21 protein-coding genes and 2 pseudogenes are annotated in these 22,626 nt (G+C 68.8%); 9 read left to right on the top strand and 14 right to left on the bottom strand.

The annotated features are described in order from the left end of the window. Positions 1-49 precede the first annotated feature (49 nt). From ACFZDL_RS05630 to ACFZDL_RS05620, 3 genes are all read right to left on the bottom strand, one after another. A complete protein-coding gene (locus ACFZDL_RS05630) occupies positions 50-964 on the bottom strand; it encodes a phosphatase PAP2 family protein (protein ID WP_353592088.1) in 915 nt (304 codons plus the stop codon). A gap of 94 nt (positions 965-1,058) precedes the next feature. Further along, entirely contained in the window at positions 1,059-2,015 is a 957-nt protein-coding gene (locus ACFZDL_RS05625; protein ID WP_353592087.1) for a hypothetical protein, read from the bottom strand. Then, positions 2,012-2,353 (bottom strand): PadR family transcriptional regulator, encoded by a 342-nt coding sequence (locus ACFZDL_RS05620; RefSeq protein WP_009712553.1) that lies wholly within the window; start codon positions 2,351-2,353, stop codon positions 2,012-2,014. The genes ACFZDL_RS05625 and ACFZDL_RS05620 overlap by 4 nt, the downstream gene beginning before the upstream one ends. 171 nt (positions 2,354-2,524) lie before the next feature. Between ACFZDL_RS05620 and ACFZDL_RS05615 the strand changes: the two are divergent. Next, positions 2,525-2,776, top strand: a pseudogene (locus tag ACFZDL_RS05615) (IS630 family transposase); the annotation flags it as partial. 155 nt (positions 2,777-2,931) lie between these two features. Then, positions 2,932-4,587: an N-6 DNA methylase gene (locus tag ACFZDL_RS05610; RefSeq protein ID WP_353592086.1), complete on the top strand. Its 1,656-nt coding sequence runs from the start codon at positions 2,932-2,934 to the stop codon at positions 4,585-4,587. Positions 4,588-4,755: 168 nt separating this feature from the next. Here the strand turns inward: ACFZDL_RS05610 and ACFZDL_RS05605 are convergent, their stop codons facing one another. The 6 genes from ACFZDL_RS05605 to ACFZDL_RS05580 form a co-directional block, all read right to left on the bottom strand. After that, positions 4,756-6,051, bottom strand: a complete 1,296-nt coding sequence (locus tag ACFZDL_RS05605) for an McrC family protein (protein ID WP_391190459.1) — start codon at positions 6,049-6,051, stop codon at positions 4,756-4,758. Continuing rightward, on the bottom strand, positions 6,048-7,859 hold the full coding sequence (locus ACFZDL_RS05600; RefSeq protein ID WP_353592085.1) for an AAA family ATPase: 1,812 nt from the start codon (positions 7,857-7,859) through the stop codon (positions 6,048-6,050). The genes ACFZDL_RS05605 and ACFZDL_RS05600 overlap by 4 nt, the downstream gene beginning before the upstream one ends. 588 nt (positions 7,860-8,447) lie before the next feature. Continuing rightward, positions 8,448-9,194: a serine/threonine-protein kinase gene (locus ACFZDL_RS05595; protein ID WP_353592084.1), complete on the bottom strand. Its 747-nt coding sequence runs from the start codon at positions 9,192-9,194 to the stop codon at positions 8,448-8,450. Between the two features lie 153 nt (positions 9,195-9,347). Further along, positions 9,348-9,644 (bottom strand): hypothetical protein, encoded by a 297-nt coding sequence (locus ACFZDL_RS05590; RefSeq protein WP_391190456.1) that lies wholly within the window; start codon positions 9,642-9,644, stop codon positions 9,348-9,350. A gap of 398 nt (positions 9,645-10,042) precedes the next feature. Continuing rightward, positions 10,043-11,551: a DUF4246 domain-containing protein gene (locus ACFZDL_RS05585; RefSeq protein ID WP_353592081.1), complete on the bottom strand. Its 1,509-nt coding sequence runs from the start codon at positions 11,549-11,551 to the stop codon at positions 10,043-10,045. Positions 11,552-11,803: 252 nt separating this feature from the next. Beyond that, positions 11,804-12,202: a RidA family protein gene (locus ACFZDL_RS05580; protein ID WP_353592080.1), complete on the bottom strand. Its 399-nt coding sequence runs from the start codon at positions 12,200-12,202 to the stop codon at positions 11,804-11,806. Positions 12,203-12,304: 102 nt separating this feature from the next. On the opposite strand from ACFZDL_RS05580, the gene ACFZDL_RS05575 reads away from it, so the two are divergent. Further along, positions 12,305-12,688 (top strand): helix-turn-helix domain-containing protein, encoded by a 384-nt coding sequence (locus tag ACFZDL_RS05575; RefSeq protein ID WP_353592079.1) that lies wholly within the window; start codon positions 12,305-12,307, stop codon positions 12,686-12,688. A 161-nt stretch (positions 12,689-12,849) separates the two neighbouring features. Here the strand turns inward: ACFZDL_RS05575 and ACFZDL_RS05570 are convergent, their stop codons facing one another. Continuing rightward, positions 12,850-13,152, bottom strand: a complete 303-nt coding sequence (locus ACFZDL_RS05570; RefSeq protein ID WP_353592078.1) for a helix-turn-helix transcriptional regulator — start codon at positions 13,150-13,152, stop codon at positions 12,850-12,852. A gap of 66 nt (positions 13,153-13,218) precedes the next feature. Here ACFZDL_RS05570 and map point away from each other — a divergent pair, with 66 nt between their 5' ends. Further along, positions 13,219-14,001 (top strand): type I methionyl aminopeptidase, encoded by a 783-nt coding sequence (map, locus tag ACFZDL_RS05565; RefSeq protein ID WP_353592077.1) that lies wholly within the window; start codon positions 13,219-13,221, stop codon positions 13,999-14,001. A gap of 262 nt (positions 14,002-14,263) precedes the next feature. On the opposite strand, the gene ACFZDL_RS05560 is transcribed toward map, so the two are convergent. Continuing rightward, entirely contained in the window at positions 14,264-15,280 is a 1,017-nt protein-coding gene (locus ACFZDL_RS05560; protein WP_353592076.1) for a WYL domain-containing protein, read from the bottom strand. Between the two features lie 159 nt (positions 15,281-15,439). Between ACFZDL_RS05560 and ACFZDL_RS05555 the strand changes: the two genes are divergently transcribed. The 4 genes from ACFZDL_RS05555 (at position 15,440) to ACFZDL_RS05540 (ending at position 19,339) form a co-directional block, all read left to right on the top strand. Continuing rightward, complete coding sequence (locus tag ACFZDL_RS05555; RefSeq protein ID WP_353592075.1) at positions 15,440-15,862, top strand: VOC family protein; 423 nt, start codon at positions 15,440-15,442, stop codon at positions 15,860-15,862. Between the two features lie 111 nt (positions 15,863-15,973). Beyond that, entirely contained in the window at positions 15,974-17,005 is a 1,032-nt protein-coding gene (locus ACFZDL_RS05550) for an aldo/keto reductase (protein ID WP_353592074.1), read from the top strand. Between the two features lie 7 nt (positions 17,006-17,012). Continuing rightward, positions 17,013-18,107 carry a winged helix DNA-binding domain-containing protein gene (locus ACFZDL_RS05545; protein ID WP_353592073.1) on the top strand — a complete coding sequence of 365 codons (1,095 nt, stop codon included), beginning with the start codon at positions 17,013-17,015 and terminating at the stop codon, positions 18,105-18,107. Between the two features lie 332 nt (positions 18,108-18,439). Further along, positions 18,440-19,339, top strand: coding sequence for a helix-turn-helix transcriptional regulator (locus tag ACFZDL_RS05540; protein ID WP_353592072.1), 900 nt, complete (start codon positions 18,440-18,442; stop codon positions 19,337-19,339). 22 nt (positions 19,340-19,361) lie between these two features. Here ACFZDL_RS05540 and ACFZDL_RS05535 read toward each other — a convergent pair. After that, positions 19,362-19,454, bottom strand: a pseudogene (locus tag ACFZDL_RS05535) (ABC transporter ATP-binding protein); the annotation flags it as partial. A 187-nt stretch (positions 19,455-19,641) separates the two neighbouring features. Next, a complete protein-coding gene (locus ACFZDL_RS05530) occupies positions 19,642-20,217 on the bottom strand; it encodes a CGNR zinc finger domain-containing protein (RefSeq protein ID WP_353592071.1) in 576 nt (191 codons plus the stop codon). An 82-nt stretch (positions 20,218-20,299) separates the two neighbouring features. On the opposite strand from ACFZDL_RS05530, the gene ACFZDL_RS05525 reads away from it, so the two are divergent. After that, on the top strand, positions 20,300-21,472 hold the full coding sequence (locus tag ACFZDL_RS05525) for an epoxide hydrolase family protein (RefSeq protein WP_353592070.1): 1,173 nt from the start codon (positions 20,300-20,302) through the stop codon (positions 21,470-21,472). Between the two features lie 65 nt (positions 21,473-21,537). On the opposite strand, the gene ACFZDL_RS05520 is transcribed toward ACFZDL_RS05525, so the two are convergent. Then, complete coding sequence (locus tag ACFZDL_RS05520; protein WP_353592069.1) at positions 21,538-22,575, bottom strand: YihY/virulence factor BrkB family protein; 1,038 nt, start codon at positions 22,573-22,575, stop codon at positions 21,538-21,540. Positions 22,576-22,626: the final 51 nt, after the last annotated feature.

Below are 22,626 nucleotides of genomic sequence, written 5' to 3'. Positions count from 1 at the left end.
CGCCGCTTTGCCAGGATGCACCGGTTCCCGCCCGGAGCCGGCCGGGTGGTCAGTCCAGTGCGGGGCGTGTGCGGCGTGCGGTGTGTGCGGGCCGCCCGACTGCGGCGTACCAGACCAGGGCCGCACATATGAAGCCCGTCGCCGCGGAGACCAGTGACCTTGTGAGGGTGTCGTTCCGTGCGCCGGAAACGAGGGCGACGGCCAGTGCCAGCGTCAGGGTGATGACGGGCAGCGCTCGGGGGCTCCGCGTGGCGCCTGGCGCGGCGGCTGGCGGCAGCAGCCAGGTTGCGAGGCCGTAACAGGCACAGGCCCACAGTGTGGCTCCCAGCACTTCGCTGGGCCGGTGGCCGCCCATGGTCGCGCTGGCGGCGGCGATGCAGGCGAGCCACAGCACACCGGCCATGGCGACGTAGGGGCGGATGCGGGGGGACACCACGAGGACGGCGGCGAGGGTCAGCGCGGCGGGGATGGCCGTGTGCCCGCTGGGGAAACCCTGATCAAGGAGATTCTCGGGCGCGCCCACCAGATCGGGGCGGGGCAGGATGGTCGATTTGAGCACATCGTTGCCTCCGGCCGTGAGAATGACGACCCCGAGCGCCGCGCACCCCTGCCGCCAGCACCGCCGCACCAGGGTGAGGACCACGATGACGGCCAGGCCCACCATCACGGTGGGCTTGGCGCTCAATTCCAGCGGCGGCAGGGGCGTCGAGCCGTAGGCCGCTCCTGACAGGGGGTAGATCCATGCTTCTTCGCCGCCCTGCTTACCGAGATAAAACCAGGGGTTCTCAGCTCGTTGCCCCCACGGGGTGCAGATGGCGAGCAGGTAGACCGTCAGGAACCCCAGGGTGTACAGCAGAGCCGGCATCCACGGCCGTGTCGTACGCGATGGGCTGGGGTCGTCGGGGGCCTGCCTTGAGGCCCCCGGACGGTGCGCGGGCAGGGACGGGGAATCGTGCTGAGTCATCGTTCTGTTTCTTCCGTTGGGGGGAGTTCGGTCACGCACGTCTTGCGGCACGACGTGGGCCGCCGGGCTCGGTCGGCCCACCGGGGGTCCGCTCCTATTCGGCGAGCGCCCGGTTCTCCCGGCGCTGGGCGGTGATCGCCAGGACCGGGAGGGGTGCGATCAGGAGAAGGAGGACGACCAGGTCCGGAAAGGACTGCATGAACGCGTCCGGCTGGACGACGATCGCCTGCGTGCGGATGAACGCGACCGCCGCGACGGGGATCAGCCACCGGTAGTCGCCGGTGGCGGCCGTCGCCACCCACGCGGCGATCAGCGCCGCGACTTCGAGGATGAACAAGCCGCGTTGGAAGGCCGGACTGACGGAGATGAGGTGCAGGCCCCCGGCCACGAACATGGCGAGCACGACGGGGGCCAGCCAGCGGTACGAGCGGCGTCGCAGACGGCTGGGACGGCAGAGCGCCAGCACGGCGCACGCGGCGCACAGTGCCCCCGAGAGCACCAGGTCACGGGCCGTTATCGGGGCGCCAAGACCGTAGTAGCCCAGGCCCGCCTTGCCCTCGTCGCCGAAGACGGTGCGGCCGTGGGACGTGGCGCCGGCCCAGATCATGGCTGCCGCGGCCGGCAGCGCGATCCACGGTCTGCCACGCAGCAGAGCGATCAGGCAGCCCAGCGGGAGCAGCCCGTAGGGCAGCAGCCGTATCCGCGTGGGCCCTTCGGCCCACGGGTACCAGCCGGAGAAGCGGAAGGCGATGGCGTGCTGTCCGGGGTCGATGTGCAGTGCCCAGTGCCACACGTCCTGCAAGTACGGAACCAGCGCCAGCGCGGCGAGGGTCAGGGCGGCCAGATGGATGCCGTCCAGCCACCACGGCCGGACCGTGTCGTCGACGACGGCGCGGGCGCGGGCCTGCACCCCGGCGCGCACCAAGGCGGCAACTTCCCGCGGCGGGGGCCAGGAGCGGCCGGGATACGCCTCGGCCAGGCAGGCCAGCAACTCCTCTCCCTGCCGGGAACGGTAGGGCTCGGGATAGGCCGCAAGCAGCAGACGATTCATGCCGGGGCCGCTCCGGCATCCCGCGAGTGTCCGATGACGACGGCCGCCGCCTGCTGCATCCGCAGCGCCTCCCGGCCGAGCGCCTCGGTGCCGTCCTCGGTAAGCCGGTAATAGCGCCGCGCCCGCCCGTCCACGATCTCCTCATGGCTGGCGGCCACCAGCCCGGCCCGCTCCATCCGCTCCAGCGCGCCGTAGAGAGTGCCGACAGCGATCCGGAGCCGCCCGTCGGTGGCCTGCTCGGCAGCCTTGATGATGCCGTAACCGTGCAACGGACCATCCATGAGTGCAGCAAGGATGAAGTACTGCGGTTCCGTCAAGGGCGGATTCTGTCTGGTCATGCATCAAGCATATATCGAGCTACGAAATATATCTGGCAGCCCTGGGGTGGTCGCCGGCAGCGCCTCCACGCCCGCGGCGAGCGTCACCCTCTCCCGGCCGGCGGGCGCGACCGGAGGTCTCCTCGACGCGCCCGCGCGGCATTGGCGGATGCTCACCGCGACCTGGTCCGGGCCGAGCCGGCCGACTTCCTGGTCGCCGAGGGGGTGGTCGACGACATCAGCCACGAGGGCCTACGGCTCCTCCTCCGCGAGGAGGGCGTCTCGTTTCAACGCATAAAGACCTGGAAGACCTCACGCGACCCGGACTACGCGGCCAAGAAGGCCCGGGTCGAACATCTCTACGCGATCGCCGACGGCGAGGTCATACCTGAGGAAGGCGAGCCCGAAGTCGTCTTCTGCATGGACGAGTTCGGGCCGCTGTCGGCGCGTGATGCAAGCACCCTCCGTGGCGATCCGTAGCACACGGTATCAGCGAGTCGCGGAGAGACCAGTACACGTCAGATTCTGGTATCAATGCGTGTAGGTAGTCAACAGATATTGCTTGCGGGCGAGGTTGACAGCCCGTGTACACTGAAACTATGACGGACAGTGCCGCTTCATCGGTTGGACCTCTTGTCACCGGTTCCGAGATCGCTCGGCTGGCCGGAGTCACCCGGGCCGCTGTCTCCAACTGGCGTCGGCGCTACGACGACTTCCCCGCGCCGGCGGGAGGTGCTGCGAACAGTCCGCTCTATGCGCTCGCCGAGGTCCAGGAATGGCTGGACAAGCAGCGCAAAGGCCAGGAGGTGTCACCCGAGGTCGAGCTGTGGCAGGCCATGCGGGCCGCGTACGGGGAGCAGATGGTCGGGGGCCTGGCGGAGGTGGCCGCGGTGCTGGCCGGGGAGCGTGAGCCGAGACTGCCGGATGACGTCGCCGCCCGTGTGCAGGGTCTCGCTCAAACCGAAGCACCCGTCGACCTCGTGAATGGACTGACTGAACGGTTCATGGATTCCGCTCGGCGTGCGGGATCGGATCAGGTGACTCCCGAGCGTGTGGTGCGGGCTGTGTGCCACTTCGCTCCCGAGTTGCCGGCCGACGCCACAGTCTTCGACCCGGCCTGCGGGATCGGGGTGCTGCTCCTGTCCATCGCCTCCGAAGCCGGGATGCGCTGCTGCGGCCAGGAGATGGATGCCGACAGCGCCCGTTTCGCACAGCTCCGCGCCGACCTCCTGGGCCGATCGGGCGTGCGCATCGTGGCAGGTGATTCGCTTCGCGCGGACGAATGGCCGGACCTCAAGGCGGATCTGGTGGTCTGCGACCCACCGGCCGGTGTGACCGAGTGGGGGCGAGAGGAGCTGCTGCTCGACTCCCGCTGGGAACTCGGTACCCCGTCCAAGGCCGAAGGGGAGCTCGCGTGGCTCCAGCATGCCTATGCGCACACCGAGCCCGGCGGGCAGGTCGTCATGGTCATGCCGGCCTCGGTCGCCTACCGCAAGGCAGGCCGCCGCATCCGGTCAGAACTCGTACGCCGGGGCATCGTGCGCCAAGTGGTCGCCCTGCCGCCGGGGACGGCGACCTCTCACGCTCTGCCCATCCACCTGTGGTGCCTGCGGCGTCCCGAGAGCACAGCACATGCGGATACGAACCACACCGTGCGCATGGTCGACCTGACCGACAACAGCCCCGACGGCCCCCTGGAACCACGCCCCGACCAGGTCGCCGACGTGCCCCTGATCGAGCTCCTCGACGACACCGTCGACCTGACCCCCGGCAGCCATCTCCGGTCCCGGCACCGTGACTATCCCGGTGAGTACGCCGCCCTGCGCAAGGAGCTGGAGGACCAGATCCGCCGGCTGGCCGCACTCCTGCCCGAGCTCACGGCGGGCGGCGGACCGGGCTCACTGGACACCTCCACCACCAGTGTCGCGGAGCTCGCCCGCGCCGGACTCGTCGCGTACGACGGTCAAGAACCGATCTCGGCCAGCGAACAGCTCGACACGGACTATCTGCAGGGATTCCTGCGCAGCTCCGTCAACGCCCGCCGATCCACCAGCGCCAGCGGGACCTACCGTCTTGACGGCAGAGGTTCACGCATCCCCCGCATGGGCATCGACGAACAGCGTCGGTACGGCTCTGCCTTCCGGGCCCTGTCGGCGTTCGAGGAAGGCATGCGCAAGGTCGACGACCTGAGCCGACGGCTCGCCGAGGTCGCCCGTGACGGCCTCGCCACGGGGGCCCTGGCGCCGGAGGGGTGAGACCTGCGCGCGGCACCCCGGGTGCCGTGCACTGGCGCGGACACCGCGCGGAACTCCAGATCTCGTGGGGCGCGAGACCTTCGGCGAGCAACGCACGGACCCGGCCCACCAGGGCCTCGGTCAGGCGAGCCGGGGCATGAGGCCTCTCCCTTTCCGCCTGACGGCGTTTCATGACCGTGAACGCGGGGCGGCCGCGGCCAGCCGTCCCGCGACGTCCTGGACGGACGCCAGGATGTGTCCGGGGTCGCGGGACAGATCGAGGCTGTGCTGGTACAGCCGCATTCCCCGGCCGTCCGCACGTGTCGTGGTTCCGCGCACCTCGTGGAAGCGTTCCGGCTGCCGTCCGGCCGCGTACACCAGGTGTGCCTCGCGCAGGCCGAGGACGGTGGCGTAGGCGAGCGCCTGGTACAGGTCGGCGTTCAGGAGTCCGTCGGCCTTCTCGACCTTGTACTTGGCGTCCACGACGGCGACCGGAGTGCGGCCGTCACCGGTGCGGACGACCAGGTCCGGGCGCATCCGTATGAGACCGGCGGTGTCGAGGTGGTGGGGGTCCTGGAGGCGCGCGGTCAGGGCGTGCGCCCGAAGGGCCTCACGCAGGGCAACCGTGACGAAGTCCTCGAACAGCTTGTTCATGTCGAGCAGGAAGCCGTCCACGGCGAGCGGGGCGGCCCCGGGTGGCCGGTGCTCCGGCGAGGTGCCGCGCAGGACGGCCTCGGCCAGCCGCAGCGCGGGCTGGTAGCGGGAGTTCAGGCGTGACGGCTGCCAGCGCGGCAGTTCCTGCCCCCGTATCAGCGGCAGGGCGTCGGCCAGGCGTACGCGCTGATGGGCGAGGCGCCGCCGGACGGGACCGGGAACGCCTGGCAGCCGCAGCAACCGTTCGGCGGCGGTGCGCAGGATGCGGTTCTCGGCGGTGTCGGCGGTGTACGCGTCGTAGGCGATCTCCACGGGCGGCGTTCGGCCGAAGTGCCGCCGGATCTGCTCGGCCTCGCGCAGCCGCCCGCGCACGACCAGCGCGGACTCCTCCACCTCCCGGTAGCCCTGGAGGACCCCCTGCCGCAGTGCCGCGTCGATCTGTCGTTCCACCGCGTGCGCGAGCGCGGGGACGACGTCGTCATGCGCGCCGGTGTCGACGGTGCCCTCCCGGCGCTCGCGCCAGGCGCGGGCCGGGTCGAGGCTGAAGCCGAGGAGGAAGAACAGCCGGCTCACGGGGGTCTTGGGCATGATCCGTACTACCGGGCCGCCGGGCGTGCGGACGGCGCCGACCCGGCTGCCCGCCCGCAGCAGCCAGTGCCCGCCGCGGTCGGGGTCGGGGACCGCGCTCTGCAGGATGCCGGAGGCGGCCAGGGCCCGCCCGGCCTCGGCGCCCAGCGGAACGGAGACGGCGGGCCCGTACTCGCGCAGCGTCACCTCGGGCATGGCTATGGGCATGGGCATGGGCATGGGCATGGGCATGGGCACGGTCATGGGCGCTGCTCGCGCAGCGAGTCGAGGCCGTAGCGCGCGGTGACGTCGAGGCCCTCGCCGTAGTGGTGCTCCTGGAGCAGCGGCAGGATCTTCGTGCGCCAGGTCCGTTCGAGCCCGCCGTCGCGGTACACGCCTGGCTTCATCAGGTACGAGGGGCCGATGGCGAAATCGGCGTCGTCGATGCGGGCGTTGAGGGCGTCGAGGAGCCGGGCGGGCTCCGGGTCCCTGCCCTCGCGCCTCAGCCAGCGCGCGAGCAGCCCGGCGGTCGGCTCGCTGCGCGGGGACAGCTCCACGAACGCGAAACGGCGCCGCATCGCCGCGTCCACCAGCGCGATCGACCGGTCGGCGGTGTTCATCGTGCCGATCACGAAGAGGTTGGGCGGTAGGGGGAAGTCGTCTCCGGAGTAGGTGAGACGGACGGACCGGTCCCGGTACTCCAGGAGGAAGTACAGCTCGCCGAACACCTTCGCCAGATTGGCGCGGTTGATCTCGTCAATGATCAGGAAGTGGGGGATGTGCCGGTTGCCCTCGCGGGAGGCGAGGTCGGCGAGCTCCCGCAGCGGGCCGGCCGTCAGCCGGAACGCCACCTCCCGCGTCTCGGGATCCTCCATGGGCCGGAACCCCTCGAAGAAGTCCTCGTAGGAGTACGAGGGGTGGAACTGCACGATCTTGACCTGCTCCGGGCCGCCGCCGAAGTGTTCGGCCAGCTTCATCGCCAGATACGTCTTGCCGGTGCCCGGCGGACCGTAGAACACCAACTGCTTCTCGTCGATGAGGAGTTCCCGCATCTCCTCCAGCCAGGCGCGGTCGTGGACCAGGAGGTCGGCGGCGAGTTCCCCGCTGACCTCCGGCAGCGTCAGCTCACGCTGCGTCGGCCGCTCGCCAGTGTCCCCGGTCTCCGCCGGGTCCGTGCGCTCCGACTGCCCGGTGAGCCCGTCCAGCGCGTCCAGGACACCGGTCAGATCGACGACGTCGTGCTGCACGGACAGTTTCTGCTGCACTTCCCCCGGCAGCTCCTCGTACGCGTGGCTGTCCGCCCGCCAGGCGACGGCCCGGCGCAGATTGGACAGCCCACCCGGCGAGGCGCTCTGCGCGGCCTCCCCGGTGATCCGCCCGACATGCAGTCGGCCGTCGTCGAAGGTGGCGACCGTGTCGCCGACGCGCATCTGGGTCAGAAAGGCGTGCAACTCGTCGATGAGACCCTGCTTCTGGTTGTACGAGGCCGCCCCCTCGTACCCCTCCTCCACGAAGCGGCGCAGCGTGCTCTTGGTTGGATCGGTCTCCTCCAGGGGCGGCAGATGTGCGGCCGCGAGCGAGACGAAGTCCTCCTTCAGCCACAGCTGCCGCACCAGGTTGTGCCCGGAGACATTGGAGCCGCGCACCAGCCAGGCCTTGCGCGGGGCGCGCCAGCCGGTGGTCAGGTAGTCGGCGAGCGGGTGGCCCTCCGCGGTGCGCCAGGACTCCGGGCCGGAGGCGTCGTAGCCGTACACCAGCGCGGCGGCGGCCGAGGACGAGTTGCACTCGATGTCCCGGGCCGCCACCCAGCGCGCCGGTGCCTCGGGCCGGGCGGGGTCGGCGGGGGCGTCGGCGAACCCGCCGCTCGCGCGCAGTTCCGCACGCAGTCGGCGCGCGTGGTCGCCGAGCCCGGGCCATGCCTGGGCGGCCACGGTCGAACCCGCCAGCAGAAGGAACTTGTGTGTGCCGTTGCCGCCGAACTCGGTGAGCAGGTGTCCGTGTGCTTCGCCGCCGTCCTTGGGGAGCCTGATGCGGAAGTCGGGCGTGCCAGGGAGGCGGTCGAGCTGCGGCATGGGTCACCTTCCGAGTGCTGCGAGGCCTGCACGGACGCCGCATAGCTTACCTGTTGACGGTGTCAAGTGACCCTTCAATGTCAATAAGCAACGCGGAACAGTGTGTTGACGATGTAAACAGGTAGGTCTTAGGGTGTGGAATGTGTCGGGCCGGACCTCTTGGGTCGAACCGGCGCTTGAACGCTGATTTGGGGGGGGCGTTATGGGTGGGGAGCCGATGGCCGAGGCCAAACGGCGCGCGATCGAAGCGGAGCTGCCTTCCGTCATCGAGAGACTGAAACGGTGCGCGTCTCCTGCGGGCGTTGTCAGCCGCCGGGTCTTCGCGGTGGAGGCGGACCGGCTCGGGCTCACGAGCGACGAGCAGCAGCGAAGGCTCCGCACCGGGCTCGCCGCCGTCGGCATTCACGTGAAGCCCCCGCGCCGCCAAGGGTGTCGGACGTCCGCCACGAGATCTGCCGTCATGTCCGGGCCGGCATCCGCCGCGGGCGAAGGTCCGGCGGGCGCACAGCGGCGCGCGGCCCCGGGACCCGGGCCCGTCCCCTCCGAGGCGGCGGGATGCCTGGCCCAGGCCCGGCGGATGCTGGCCCGCTACGCCGATGCCGCAGGCACCGTCAGCAGGCTCGCCCACGACGTTCTGGCGGCGAACGGCGGCCGTCCGATCAGCAGCTCGTACAGGATGCAGCCGAGCGCGTAGAGGTCGGCCGACGCGGAGACCCGCTCGGCACGGAACTGCTCGGGCGCCATGTAGCGCGCCGTGCCGACGCTGACGCCCGTGCTGGTCAGCCTCGTCTGGTCGGGATCGTCGACGACCGAGCCCATGCCGAAGTCGAGGACCTTGACGGTGCCGTCGCGGGTCAGCATCGCATTGGCCGGCTTCAGATCGCGGTGGACTACCCCGGCGGTGTGAGCGGCGGCGAGACCGGCGGCGATCTGCGCCCCGATGGCGGCGACCCAGGAGACGGGCAGCTGAGGCTCCTCGTCGATGAGGTCCGCGAGCGGATGGCCATCCAGCAGTTCCATGGCCAGGTAGGGCAGGCCACTGCCGCCCGGCGCCCGGTCCACGCCGCCGTCGATCAGCAGGGTGAGGTTGGGATGCCCCTGGGAGAGCATGCGCATGATCCGCACTTCGCGCAGGAAACGGTCGATCTCTTTGCTCGGCCCCGACGCGTCGACGGCGACTCCGGTCCGGGCACGGAGCACGGTCTTGACCGCGACTTCCTGGTGCGGGGAGTCCGGGGCGGCCTGAAGGTCCTGGGCCCGGTGCACCTCGCCCATGTTCCCGCGCCCCAGAATCCCCGTGATCCGGAACCGTCCGTCGACCGTCTCCAGGTTCACTGGCCCTCCCACTTCACCCGTCGCATACAAGGTGGGTACATTCCGTAGGGAGCGTATACCTTCACCTGTTGACGAGAGTCACACACTCACGTTGACGTTGTCAACGCATCCTCTTGGGGGTTCCCCGGCGGCGCCGCCGAAACAACACCCGCTCTACTCCGCCGGGAAGAGCCGCAGCTTCGCGGTGTCCCCCACGATGGCGAGAACGGCGATCGACAGCTCGTTGACGGTGGAGGGCCCGCCCTGGTCGGGGCGCTGCCCGAGCAGGTTGGAGGTGAATCCGCTCGCGTCGACCGAGCTCAGGTCCACGCCCTCGGCGCCGACGGCGCTCACCGTGAACGGTCCCGCCCGAAGGCCGGCGACGCGCGGGATCTCGGTGCCCTTCGTCACGACGACCGTGCAGCTTCCGTCTGCGCATGCCCGCAGCTCGGCCGGGGTTGACGGCTTCATCGGCTTCATCGGCTTCACTGCGGTCGGCGACGGCGATGGGGAGGGCTTCGTGGGCGTTGGCGAGGCGGGCGACGGTTCGGCCGAACGCGAGGGGGCGGCTGGCGCGGGCGCCCCCGCGTCGTCGCCCGAGTCGGAGCCGCAGCCGCTCAGCGCGGCGGCGAGGGCCAGGGCGCAGACGGTCCCCGCCGCGCCGCGCGCCGCAGACAGCCTGGCCCTACGGCGGCGGGCCGATGATTCAGATGTGGTCATGGGGCCGTTCTATACGCGGGTGCCCGGGACGGGTCCCGCGCGCCCGTCCCCTCGGCTGCGGCGGGCCAGATGCTCCACCCGCCGCAGCGGCGCCCTCGTTCAGGCCGTCCGCACCCTCCTGGCCCGCGCGTATTCAGGACAGAAGAGGTTCAGTGCTCGCAGAGGGAGAATTCTCGTTCGTAGAGCTGCTCGTTGTGTTCGTCGACGAAGAACTTGCGTTCCTGCATGAGTTGTTCGCGGTAGTTCTTGGCCTGTTCAAGCGTCATGGTGGAGGTGTCGGACCATGGTTGCTGCGGTGGCACATCGGATGTCGAGACGATCTGTTCCGACGGGTCGACCAGGAAGAACGCGAGAATTTTGCGATATCCCGGGCGGGTGGGGTCCGCGAGGCGGAATGAGCCGACGCGGTGTTGCAGGATGTTCGGGAACGCCAGGCAGCGGCCCGCTGGGGTAGGTGCCGATCCCAGCATCTGGTTCAGTGCGTCTTCGTTCTCCAGGCCGTAGACCTCGCGCAGGCCGTTGTCGTCGTTCTGTTCGTAGTCCGGGTCGTCGAGTGCCGCCCGGAAACTCAGCCGGCTTTCGGTGATGTTCTCGCTGTCCCAGTAGTAGATGCCGGTCGAGACGATCCGCTCGTTCATCATCCCCTCGACATGCCAGGAACCGCCGGGGTACTCGGGCTTGTCCGGGGTGAGATGAATGGTGGCGAGCTTGACGATGACCTGGAGACGGCGACCGCGAAGGTCGACTCGGGCGGATTCATCGGGCAACTCGGGCGGGGTGAAGGCCGGGGCGTCCGGGATGGTCGGGCAGCGGTCTTCCCACCAGGTGTCCTGGGCCACTTCCCATGCTTCGACGGCTTCTGCGTAAGCCTCATCATCACTGTAGGAGGACTTGTCCGGGTACTCCGGCTTCGAGTCGTACCACCCGTAAGGATCGGCCTCGATACGCAGGGGCCGCGGATGGCGCAGATCGGTGAGCACGTTCTCCAGCAGCGGGCGAAAGCGCGCGAACAAGTCGGGGAGGACGGAGACCAGTTCGCGATGAGTCTCGGGGTGGACGTTGTTGACGTACGAACGGAAGGCGACATCGCCGTCGTCACTGATGTCGACGTCCGTGGGCAGCCACTGGAATTTCTCCGAGAATTCGTACTTCGAGTAGCGGTCCGTCGGGTTCTGCCAGGCCCGCTCGGGCCCACCGCTCACCTCTCTCACCAGGCAGAACAGTGAGGGATGAACCAGATCCAGTACCTGGCCGTCGGATCCGGGATGCCAGTCCTGTTCTGATTCGGGGACCTGTTCCAGAACCCGAACCGCCTCGCGCAGCCGAGTTCTGAGCTTGTCGTCGACCAGTGTGTCCGACTGCCACACCCCGTCGACGGCGGACACCTCGACGCCGGTTCGTCCGTCCCGCAGCGCGGCGTAATGCTGGAGTTCGGCAAGCACGTAACGAACCTGCGCTTCGGTGAGGCCCTGGGCGACCGCTTCCTGTGTCCACCTGGCGACGATGTCGGCGTCGTTCATCTTGTCGAACCACCCCGGCTTCGCCCGAATGTGGGCACTGCACTGCATCATCTGGAGTTCCCGCAGCGTTCGGGGTGTCGCGAACGATATGGAACGGGAAGCATGAAAGGGCAGCGGGAAAGCAGACAGGCCAGTCAATTCTCTTGGTCCTCCCAGTCGGTGTGCGGTGGCCGGAAGGATACTTCAGCGGACTGACAGCAAGTTCACCGCCGCGTTCGGCTGTGAGCCCCCGACGACGGCCCGAACGTCATCCCCCTGCCCGCTGCCGGGGTCAGGCGTCGCCAGGTACGTGGCGGACTGCTCAGCGAGTACCACCACACGTCGCCCCGGCTGCCTCACCATCCACGGGAAACGCCCGCCTCAGCAGCCCCAACGGGGTATGGACACCCGTCAGGGCAGTTTCGTGTCGACGACGAAGCTGATCTCGATGACCTGGCCGGGGAAGGTCAGTTCGGTGACACCGACGACCGTGCTGGCCGGGCGGTGGTCGCCGAAGTAACCCAGGTTGCTCTCCGCCGTCGCCGCGGCGTTTTGCCGCAGGTTGACCACGTACAGGGTCTGCGAGACGACCTGGTTGCGGGTGACGCCGTAGTGGTCCAGGACCTTGTCCATGTTGACGTAGGTCTGCTTGAGCTGGGCGGCGAAGTCGTACGCGTATCGGAACTCGCCCCCCTCGTCGAGCGAGAGCTGTCCGGAGGCGTGGATCAGATCGCCGGACTTGATCGCCTGCGAGTAGCCGAAGTCGCTCTCGGCCGGCACGTTGTGGTTGAAGACATCGATGGTGGCCAACGGTGCTCGCCCTTCTCGTTTGCTCTCTTGCGGTTACTCAGAAACCGTAGGAGAGTGACAGCCGACCTGCAAGAACGCACTTTTCCGTTACTGAGGAACCCAATGGTTACCAAGCAGCAGCTCAAGGGCCTGCCCGAGAACGCAGACCTGAGGCGCGTGGACTCGCTGGCGCGGGAGATCTTTTCGGACGTCGCCAACAAGTGGGCGCTCCTGATCATCGAGGCGCTCGGCGAGCGCACCCTGCGCTTCAGTGAGCTGCGAAACGAGGTCGAGGGCGTCAGCCACAAGATGCTCACGCAGAACCTGCGCATGCTGGAGCACAACGGCCTGGTCGATCGGAGGGTGCACCCCACCGTGCCGCCGCGGGTCGAGTACACCCTTACCGAGCCGGGCCGGGCCCTGCGCACCGCGGTCGACACCATCTGCGGCTGGACCCACCAGTACCTCGGTCACATCGAGGACGCGCGCCGTCGCTTCGGCGTCTGACGGGCACGCAGCACCACGCCGTCGCACCGTGCGGAGGAGGTCCTGCGGCTGTTCTCCGCTACCGGCATCCGCTGCCGGTGTACCGATCGGGGGCAGTGGGCGAGAGCGGGACCGGGGCGTTCTCTCGTGTCGACGCTCCGGCGCAGCTTTGGGATGGAGGCTTACGCGGTCAGCTGCTCACGTGCGCTGTGACCGGCGTTCGCCGGTCTGGCGTCGCACTCGGACTGGCTGATCTCGGCCCACACGGCATCGAGGGAGAGGCCGAGGACGTCGGCGATCGCCGCGATGGTCGGGAAGGCAGGGGTGGCCACGCGGCCTGACTCGATCTTCCTGAGTGTCTCAGGTGAGACACGTGCGTCGAGCGCGATCTCGAGCATCGAGCGTTCCCCCCGGGCCCGACGCAGGAGGGCGCCGAGGCGCTGTCCGCGTGCGACCTCTGCGGGAGTGAGCGGCAGTCTGACCATGACCCCGATTCTAGTACCGGTATAGTATGGCCGGTATAGTTATTGGTTCCATGAGGAAAGCGGCGCATGATCGAGATCCTGAACCCCACCCAGCTGGCCCGAGCAAAGGACACCGGTGCCCTGGTCGCCGACATCCTGCAGACACTGAAGGGCCGTAGCACGGTCGGCACGAACCTTCTGGACATCGACCGGTGGGCCAAGGCCATGATCGTCGAGGCGGGAGCGCTGTCCTGTTACGTCGACTACGCGCCATCCTTCGGACGCGGCCCGTTCGGCCACTACATCTGCACGGCCGTCAACGACGCCGTGCTCCATGGACGGCCCTTCGACTACACGCTCGCCAACGGCGACCTGCTTACACTTGACCTTGCCGTCTCCCAAGGCGGAGTCGCCGCAGACGCCGCCATCAGCTTCATCGTGGGCGACGCTCAACCCCCGGAGAGTGTCGCGATGATCAGTGCAACCGAACGCGCACTGGCCGCAGGGATCGCCGCCGCCGGCCCCGGAGCTCGCATTGGCGACATCTCCCATGCCATCGGCACAGTCCTCAGCCAGGCCGGATACGCGATCAACACCGAGTTCGGAGGACATGGCATCGGATCAACGATGCACCAGGACCCGCACGTTGCGAACACCGGACGGCCCGGCCGCGGATACAAACTGCGTCCCGGGCTGCTGCTGGCGCTGGAGCCGTGGATCATGGCGGACACCGCCAAACTCATCATCGACGCCGACGGGTGGACGCTCCGAAGCGCGACGGGCTGCCGGACGGCACACAGTGAGCACACGATCGCCATCACCGAGGACGGAGCCGAAATCCTCACGTTGCCGAAGCCATCGCGGCCGTAAGGTCGAAACCGCGTCACTCGCGCTCCGATGCCGTGCAGGGTCTCGCCTCAGGTGGTGGAGGGCAGCGGCCCCGTCCAGCCTCGGGTTCGCCGGCGGCCACAGGATCGGCACCCCCGCAGGGATGCACACCAGCATCGCCCGCCATGCCTGGGCGGCGTCGGAGTCCAACGGTGGCGTCAGCTCCAACAGCCAGGCGATCGCGGTGGCCGGCTCATGACGGGCCACCACCTGCTCGAACTCCACCCCGCGTTGAGTTTCGTTCTCACGGCGTCGGACCGATCTCTGGTCCTGTGGTGCGTGCGGCGCGAGCGTAGCGGGCGGCGAGGTCTGCGAACGCGGTGGCCAGTTGAGGTGGACCGATGACTTCGATATCGGTGTCGAAGCGGCCGATGGTTGCGGCGAGTCCGGTCCATGACCAGGAGCCGAGGGTGAGTCGGCAGTGGTGAGGGCTGAGTTCCTCCACGACTCCTTCCTCAGCGAAGGGCGCGACATCGGCAGCCGGGAGGTGGAGGATGACTTCACCTTGGCAGGGCCACTCGGTGGTGGTGCCGTCGTTGCCGCGGAATCGGCTGGTGATGAAGGTGGAGACGTCGCCGCCGGGGAGCTCGCGAGGGGTGAAGCGGGGGCCGGTGGGTGTGCGGGGCCGGACGCGGTCGACGCGGAAGGTGCGCCAGTCCTCGCGGTCGAGGTCCCAGGCCACGAGGTACCAGCGATGACGCCAGGTGACCAGGTGGTGAGGCTGTACTCGTCGGGGGGCATCGGCTGAGGTGCTTGGGCCTGGCCCGTAGTCGAAGCGCAGTTCCTCGCGGGCATGGATGACGCGGCCCAGGTCTGTCAGGACCTCAGAATCGACCTGGTGGGTGTCGCCGACCGCAGGCGGTTGGACGGCGGTGATGCGCAGCAGGTCGATGCGGTGACGTAGGCGGGATGGCAGGACCTGGCGCAGGGCGGCCAGGGCGCGGGAAGCGTCCTCGGCGACGGTGGTGCCGGTGGTGCGGGTGGTGCCGGTGGCCACGGTCTGCAGCGCGACGGCCAAGGCGACGACCTGGCCGTCGTCGAACAGCATGGGCGGCATGTGAGTGCCCGCCTCCAGTCGGTAGCCGCCGGCAGGTCCTTTGACGGTTGTGATCGGGTAGCCGAGTTCGCGCAGGCGGTCGATGTCACGGCGCACCGTGCGCGAGGTGATGCCGAGACGCTCGGCGAGGTCCTGGCCGGACCAGTCACGGTGCGACTGCAGCAGCGAGAGCAGCGCGAGCAGCCGTGAGGACGTCTTATGCATGACATCAGTCTCCCCGCAGTAAAGGACACAACCTGTCCTTTACCTGGGTCATAGTGGCATGCGAGCCGTTCGGGAGGCATCGCCCCTGGTCACGGCTGCCGCCACGGGGGCTTTGGCCGGTCGGCGGCATATTCGTCACATCGAAGCGAGGAGCAGGCCGTGTCCGTCACGACCACCACTCACCTGAACTTCCGGGGCACCGCACGTGAGGCGCTGGACTTCTACCAGTCCGTTTTCGGCGGACGTACTGTCGCGGTCACCTACAAGGACGCGGGCGCCGTGCAGAACGAGAGCGAGGCGGACTGGGTGATGTGGGGCGAGGTGGCCGGCGACAACGGCTTCCACGTCATGGCCTACGACGTGCCCTCGCAGCTGCCCTGGAACCAGGGCGAGAACCCGTTCTTCGTCTCCGTACGCGGGGATGACACCGAGGAGATCAGCGCCCTGTGGGGCAGGCTCGCCGAGGGTTCGACCATCGCGCGTCCGCTGGAGCCTGCGCAGTGGGCGCCGCTGTACGGCATGCTCACCGACCGCTTCGGCGTCACCTGGGTCCTGGACGTCACCGCCCCGTACAACGGCTGAACCGGCCGAACCGACATGCCTGCGCCGCCCGCGCCGCCGCAGCCACAAGGGCGGCCCGGGCGGCCCAGGCACGCACCGAACACGTACAGCAGCGGAAGGAAACACGTCACCGTGCGGATGCGGAAGCTGGGACGGACCGGCATCGAAGTCAGCGCCTACTGCCTGGGCACCATGGTGTTCGGCAAGATGGGCAACCCGGATCACGACGACTGCGTGGGCATGATCCACCGGGCGCTCGACGCGGGCATCAATTTCGTCGACACCGCCGACGTCTACGGCTACAGCGAGACCGAGGAGATCGTCGGAAAGGCACTCAAAGGACGCCGCGACGAGGTCGTGCTGGCGACCAAGTTCAACGGTCCGATGGGCGAGGGCCCCAACCGCAGCGGCAGCTCCCGGCGCTGGATCATCCAGGCGGTCGAGGGCTCGCTGAAGCGGCTGCAGACCGACTACATCGACCTTTACCAGATCCACCACCCCGACCCGCACACCGACATCGAGGAGACCCTCTCCGCGCTCACCGACCTCGTGCGCGCCGGGAAGGTCCGCGCGATCGGCTCCTCCAACCTGCCGGCCTCGGAAATCGTCGAAGCTCAGTGGGTGTCCCAACAGCGCGGCCTGCACCGCCTGCGAACCGAGCAGCCCCCCTACTCCATCCTCAACCGCGGCATCGAGCGCGAGGTCCTGCCCGCCTGTCGCCGCTACGGGATGGGCGTTCTGGTGTGGAGCCCGCTGGCCATGGGCCTGCTCACCGGCCGCTACCGCAAGAACACCCCACGGCCCGCAGGCGCCCGCATGCACTGGGTCCCCCGGCACCTCACCGACGAACGCAAGCTTGATGCCGTCGAGCAGCTGCTCATCGTCGCCGAAGAAGCCGGCCACTCCCTCACGCACGTGGCCATGGCCTTCGCCACCAGCCACCCCGACGTCACCGCCGCCATCATCGGCCCACGCACCATGGACCAGCTTGACGACCTGCTCGCCGGCGCCACCCTCACCCTCGGCGACGACATCCTCGACACGATCGACACCATCGTCCCGCCCGGCACCGACATCAGCCCTCTGGACGTCTCCTACACACCCCCCTCCCTCACCCGTACGGACCTACGCCGCCGCCCGACCCACGAGCGAGCCGCAGGCTGAGAGCGCCATGACCGTCCTCGACAGCCGCGCCCTCAACCGCGCCGCCCTCGCCCGCCAGCACCTGCTCACACGCAGCGACACATCCGTGGCCGAGGCGGTGGCCCACCTGTGCGGCCTGCAGGCGCAAGAGCCCCAGGAACCCTTCATCGGGCTGTGGTCCCGCCTGGTCGGCTTCAAACCCGAGCACCTGGACCATGCGCTTACCGGTCGCACGGTGGTGCGCACCCACCTGATGCGCCGCACCGTCCACCTCGTCACCTCCGACGACGCACTCGCCTGGCGAGCCCGCCACGACACCATGCTGCGCCAGCGAGTGCTGGGCACCTACCGGCGCGAACTGGCCGGCCTCGACGTGGAGGAAGTCGCCGCCGCCGGCCGCGCGGCCATGGCCGACCAGCAGCCCCGCACCATGAGAGAGCTCGTACAAGCCCTCGAAGACCGCTGGCCCGGCCCACCACGCCGGGCCCTGGGCGAGCTGCTCGTCGCAGCCATCATCCCCATGGCCCAACTCCCGCCCCGCGGCCTGTGGCGCCAGACCGCCGGCGTACGCAACCTGCGGTTGGCCACCTGGCTGGAACGGGACATCGACCCCCTGCCCGCGGGGGACAGCGATCCCGTCGGGCAGCAGCTGCTGCGCCGCTACCTCGCCGCTTACGGGCCCGCCGCCAGCGCGGACCTACGCGCCTGGTGCGGCCTCGCCGGGCTTCCCGCCGCCATCAAAGCCGCCCGGGAAGAACTCGTCGTGTTCCACGACGAACGCGGCCGAGAACTGCTCGATCTGCCCGATGCTCCTCGCCCCCACCCCGATACCCCGGCCCCCGTCCGGTTCCTCCCGGCCTTCGACAACGCCATCCTCGGCTACCACGATCGCAGCCGCATCATCGACGCTCCCCACCTCGGCCTGTCCGTCGCGGGCCACCGCACCGTCCTCGTCGACGGGCGCGTCACCGCCACCTGGACCGTGCGCGACCACCGACTCCACATCAGCCCCCTCCGGCCCCTCACCGCCCCGGAACAAGAAGCCGTCCACGCCGAAGCACAGGACCTGAGCGCCTTCCTGGACGAAGACATCGAGCACATTCAACTCGACACCGAGAGCTGAGCCGTACGGGGATTTCTCGACTCCCCGGTGCCAGGGCCCACGGCCCTGACGAGGAGAACCACCAGCACTATGCCGGCCCAGGTCAGCCGAGCTCAGTGGGAACGACCGGCGCTGTCCGCCTCGTCGAACGGCGCTCCGAGCATCACCCCCGCGTTGGCGACGACCAGGTCGGGCCGGCCCAGGGTGGCGCGGATCGTCGACGCGGCGGCGGTTAATGCGGCGGGGTCTCATGAGGCCGAGCATGTTCGTCGGGCCACAGGTCAACCAGGGCGGGCTTGTCCAGGGTGCGCCACACCCAGGTAACCAAGCGCATGCGCGCCTATCGTTGCGGTATGGACAGTGGCAACCCGCTGGGCGAGTACCTCCGCGCCCGGCGAGAGATGACCAGCCCGGCCCAGGCCGGGCAGCCCTGGTCGGGTCGGCGCAGGACGCCGGGCCTGCGCCGGGAGGAGGTCGCCCAGTCGTCCGGAGTCAGCACCGACTACTACGCCCGGCTGGAACAGGGACGGGAAAAGCACCCTTCCGCACAGGTGGTGCACGCCCTGGCCCGCGCCCTCGGACTGAATCCCGAGGAAACGGCGCACCTGCACCGGCTGGCACGAACGGCTCGTGGCCCCGTCCGGCGAGGTGGTGGTGTGCCCGTCGGGCCGAGTCTGCTGCGCTTGATGGACGGCTGGCTGCACACCCCCGCGCTGATCCTCGACCGACGGCTGGATGTGCTGGCCGGCAACCGCCTCGGATGCGCCCTCTTCGCCAGAATGCTGGAGGCGGGCGAGACCAACCTGGTCCGGTTCACCTTCCTGGACCCGGCCGCCCGGGACTTCTACCCCGAGTGGGAGCGGGTCGCCAGGTCCGGGCTCGCGGCCCTGCGCGCGGGCAGCGGCGACCTGATGAACGATCCCCGGCTCACCGAGCTGGTCGGCGAACTGTCGCTGAAAAGCCCGGAGTTCCGCGCTCTGTGGGCCCGGCACGATGTACGGGGCAAGGCTCATGAGGCCAAGTCCTTCAACCATCACCAGGTGGGCGAGCTGACCTTGGCCTACGACTCGTTCACCGTCGACAGCGCGACGGACCAGCAGCTCATCGTGTACCAGGCCGAGCCCGGCAGCGCTTCCCAGCAGGCCCTCGCACTACTCGGCACGGTGGCCGCCGACCTGCCCGCCCGAGGACCCGGCTGGAGGACCACCCCAGGATCCGGCACGAGTTCATCCCGGTCGGCGCCTGCCGGCTGAACATCCAGGCCGGGCCGTCGCCCGCAAAGTGCGTCAGCAGCTCGGCGACCTGCCAGCGGCGGTGGTCGTGCCAGGACTGCAGGGCCAGTCCGATCCGGCCGCGCCAGGCGTCGTCGCGCCACGGGTGGCCCCGTCGACCCCGGGAGTGATGGTGGGCGGGCGGTGGAGCATCTTCGGTGCCCGGGCGTACGGAGACCTGAGGGCTGTCCTGAAGGGTGTCTTTGTCACTGGTGCGTTGGGGTGCACCCAACGCACCAGCTGTCTCGCAGGCGTGGGCCCACTTGGATGTACCGAGGTAACGATCACACCGCTGATCTGGGGTTTTTGCGCTGGTTGGCATTGAAGCGCGCTTTCTTCTGGCGATTCCCACACGTGTTCATGTCACACCATCTGCGCGTGCGACTTTGGCTGGTGTCGAAGAAGGCGGCTTGGCAGGTTGATGATGCGCACAAGGCCAATTTTCCGTCTCGTTCGCCTGCGAGGATGCTGATCGCGTCGGCGGCGATCACGCTGAGGGCGTCTTCCACGCCGGAAGCCGAGCTGAGCTGCCATCGCCGCTTGCCCTCGGGCGTCAGGATCGCCGCGGCCCGACCCTGAGCGCTGCAGTCATTGATGACCTGGACGGCAGACGCAGGGAGGGCGTCCTGGAGCGCGGCCGCTGTCGCGGCGGCGTGAATCGACTCCCTCAGTTCCCGGGCGAGGTCGAGCTGGGCAGTGGTGCAGGAGTCCACGGCAAGGTCGTTCACTGCCAGCCAGTCGATGAGCCGGTGGGGCGTGGGAATGCGCTCCACGGCGGTGCCGTGACGCTCCGACAGAGTCCCCGTGAAGCTGGTGGCCAGCACCTTGCCGAGGCGGAAGTCAGGGAACCCAGCGCGCATGGAACCACCTTAGCAGGTTGCGGCGCGGCCCGGAGGGCTGCTAGAACCGTCTTAGCCGGTTCCGCGATGGCCAGGAGGTCTCATGCCCCGTCCAACCAGCGACGTGCAAGCATTCGAAGCCCGTGCGACTGACGCTGATCTCGACGAGCTGCGCGCGCGACTAGCCGCGGCGCGACTCCCCGAGGCTGAGACGGTCTATCGCGCCGCGCCCGACCCTCGCCGATGGGAACAGGGCGTACCTCTCGCCGACCTCGTCGAGGTCGTGAACTACTGGCGCACCGGGTACAACTGGCGGTCGTTCGAAGAGCGCCTTGACCGTATCGGCCAGTTCCGCACGACCATTGATGGTCTGGGAATCCACTTCCTGCACCGTCGATCCACGCGCGCGGATGCCACTCCTCTGATCTTGACGCACGGCTGGCCGGACAGCATTGCTCGGTTCATCGATGTAGTAGACGAGCTGGCAGATCCGAAAGACGCAGACGCGCCGGCGTTCCACGTCGTGATCCCGTCGCTACCAGGCTTTGGTTACAGCGACAAGCCGGCCACCACCGGGTGGGGAACCGAAAAGATCGCGGCCGCATGGGTGGAACTGATGGGAAGGCTCGGCTACAGCACGTTCGCAGCCCACGGCGGCGACTGGGGAGGCAATATCACCACGGTTCTCGGCGGCAGGTTCCCGGCGCACGTTCTCGGCATCCACAGCACGTTCGCGGAGGGACCGCCCGGGTTGACAACGGACGGGCTGACGGCGGTCGAGCGCGAGTGGACCGAGGAAACCCGCGATTTCTGGAGCCACCGCGCGGCGTACGCGAAGCAGCAGGCGACCCGACCGCAGACCATCGGCTACTCGCTCGTCGACTCACCGGTCGGGCTTCTCGCCTGGATCCTTGACAAGTTCGCTGAGTGGAGCGACACCGAAGACAGTCCGTTCGAGAGGATTTCCAGGGACCGCGTTCTTGACAACGTCACCCTGTATTGGCTGACGCGGACCGGCGCATCGGCGGCCCGCATTTACTACGAAAGCCACAACTCGCTGGACCCCGAACTCCGGGTCGACGTCCCGTCAGCACTCAGTATGTATCCCCGCGACGTCGAGAAGTGTCCGCGCCCTTGGGCGCAGGAGCGGTACCGGCAAATCGTCCGATGGAGGTCGCCCGAAGCCGGGGGGCATTTCCCGTCGCTGGAGGTTCCCGAGTATTTCGTCAAAGATCTGCAAGAGGGCCTCGCGGCAGTGCTGGCCGCTCATGGGTGAACGCGGCTGCCACACCCAAGTTCAGCCATGAGCCTGCCGTGCGGCGCCCCCGCGCCTGCTGGTGTTCACTCCAGGCGGCGGCGGTCTTCCTCGTCCCACTTGCGGGTGTCACGCGGTTCTACGTACGGCTCTTCCTGGGGCGGATATCCGCCGGCGACGGCGCGCTGGCGGGCGGTCTCGGCGTCGAACTCCAGGCCCAGCAGGATCGCGATGTCGGTTATCCACAGCCACACCACGAAGATGATCACGCCGGCGAAGGTGCCGTAGGTCTTGTTGTAGGAGGCGAAATTCGCCACGTAGAACGCGAACCCGGCCGAGGCGATCATCCAGATGACCAGGGCGAGAAAGCTGCCCGGCGTGATCCACCTGAATCCGCGGACCTTCGCGTTGGGGCTGGCCCAGTACAAGATCGCGATCATGAGGGTGACCAGGACGACCAGGACCGGCCACTTCGCGATCGACCAGACGGTCAGTGCGGTGTCGCCGATCCCGAGCACATCGCCGGCCCGGCGGGCCAGGGGGCCGGTGAAGACCACGATCAGTGCGCTGAGGGCCGAGAGGATCATCAGCACGACGGTCAGGGCCAGTCGCAGCGGCAGCACCTTCCACACCGGGCGGCCTTCGGGCATGTCGTAGACGGCGTTGGAGGCGCGGATGAACGCCGCCACGTAGCCGGACGCCGACCAGACGGCCAGGGCCAGGCCGAGGATCGCCATGGCCGACCCGGTGCCGACGTTGCCCTGCAGCTGCTGCACCGTGCTACGGATCACATCGCGGTCGACGCCCGGGGCGAGCTGCTGGACGTTTTCCAGGACCGCGTTGGTGGCCGACTGCCCGCCGATGCCCAGCAGGGAGACCAGCACCAGCAGCGCGGGGAACAGCGACAGGATGCCGAAGTAGGTCAGGGCTGCCGCACGGTCGGTCAGCTCGTCGTCCTTGAACTCCCTGAACGTCCCGCGCAGCACCGCCCCCCACGACTTCTTCGGCAGCTCGCTGGGAGCATCCGGCGCTTTGCGCTCGACTTCCGGGCCGGGACCGAACCTCTCCGGCTCGTCCGCGCGGCCGTGGGAATCGGCGCGGCGTCCTGGCTCGTCGGCCTCCATGTCGGGTAAGTGGCCTCGGCCATGGCGAGTGTCCTCACCCTTGTGTCCCAG

Source organism: Streptomyces sp. NPDC007917 (genome assembly GCF_042959105.1).
GTDB lineage: Bacteria > Actinomycetota > Actinomycetes > Streptomycetales > Streptomycetaceae > Streptomyces.
The sequence above is the reverse complement of the archived record's forward strand: the minus strand, read 5'-3'. Positions and strand labels throughout refer to the sequence as shown.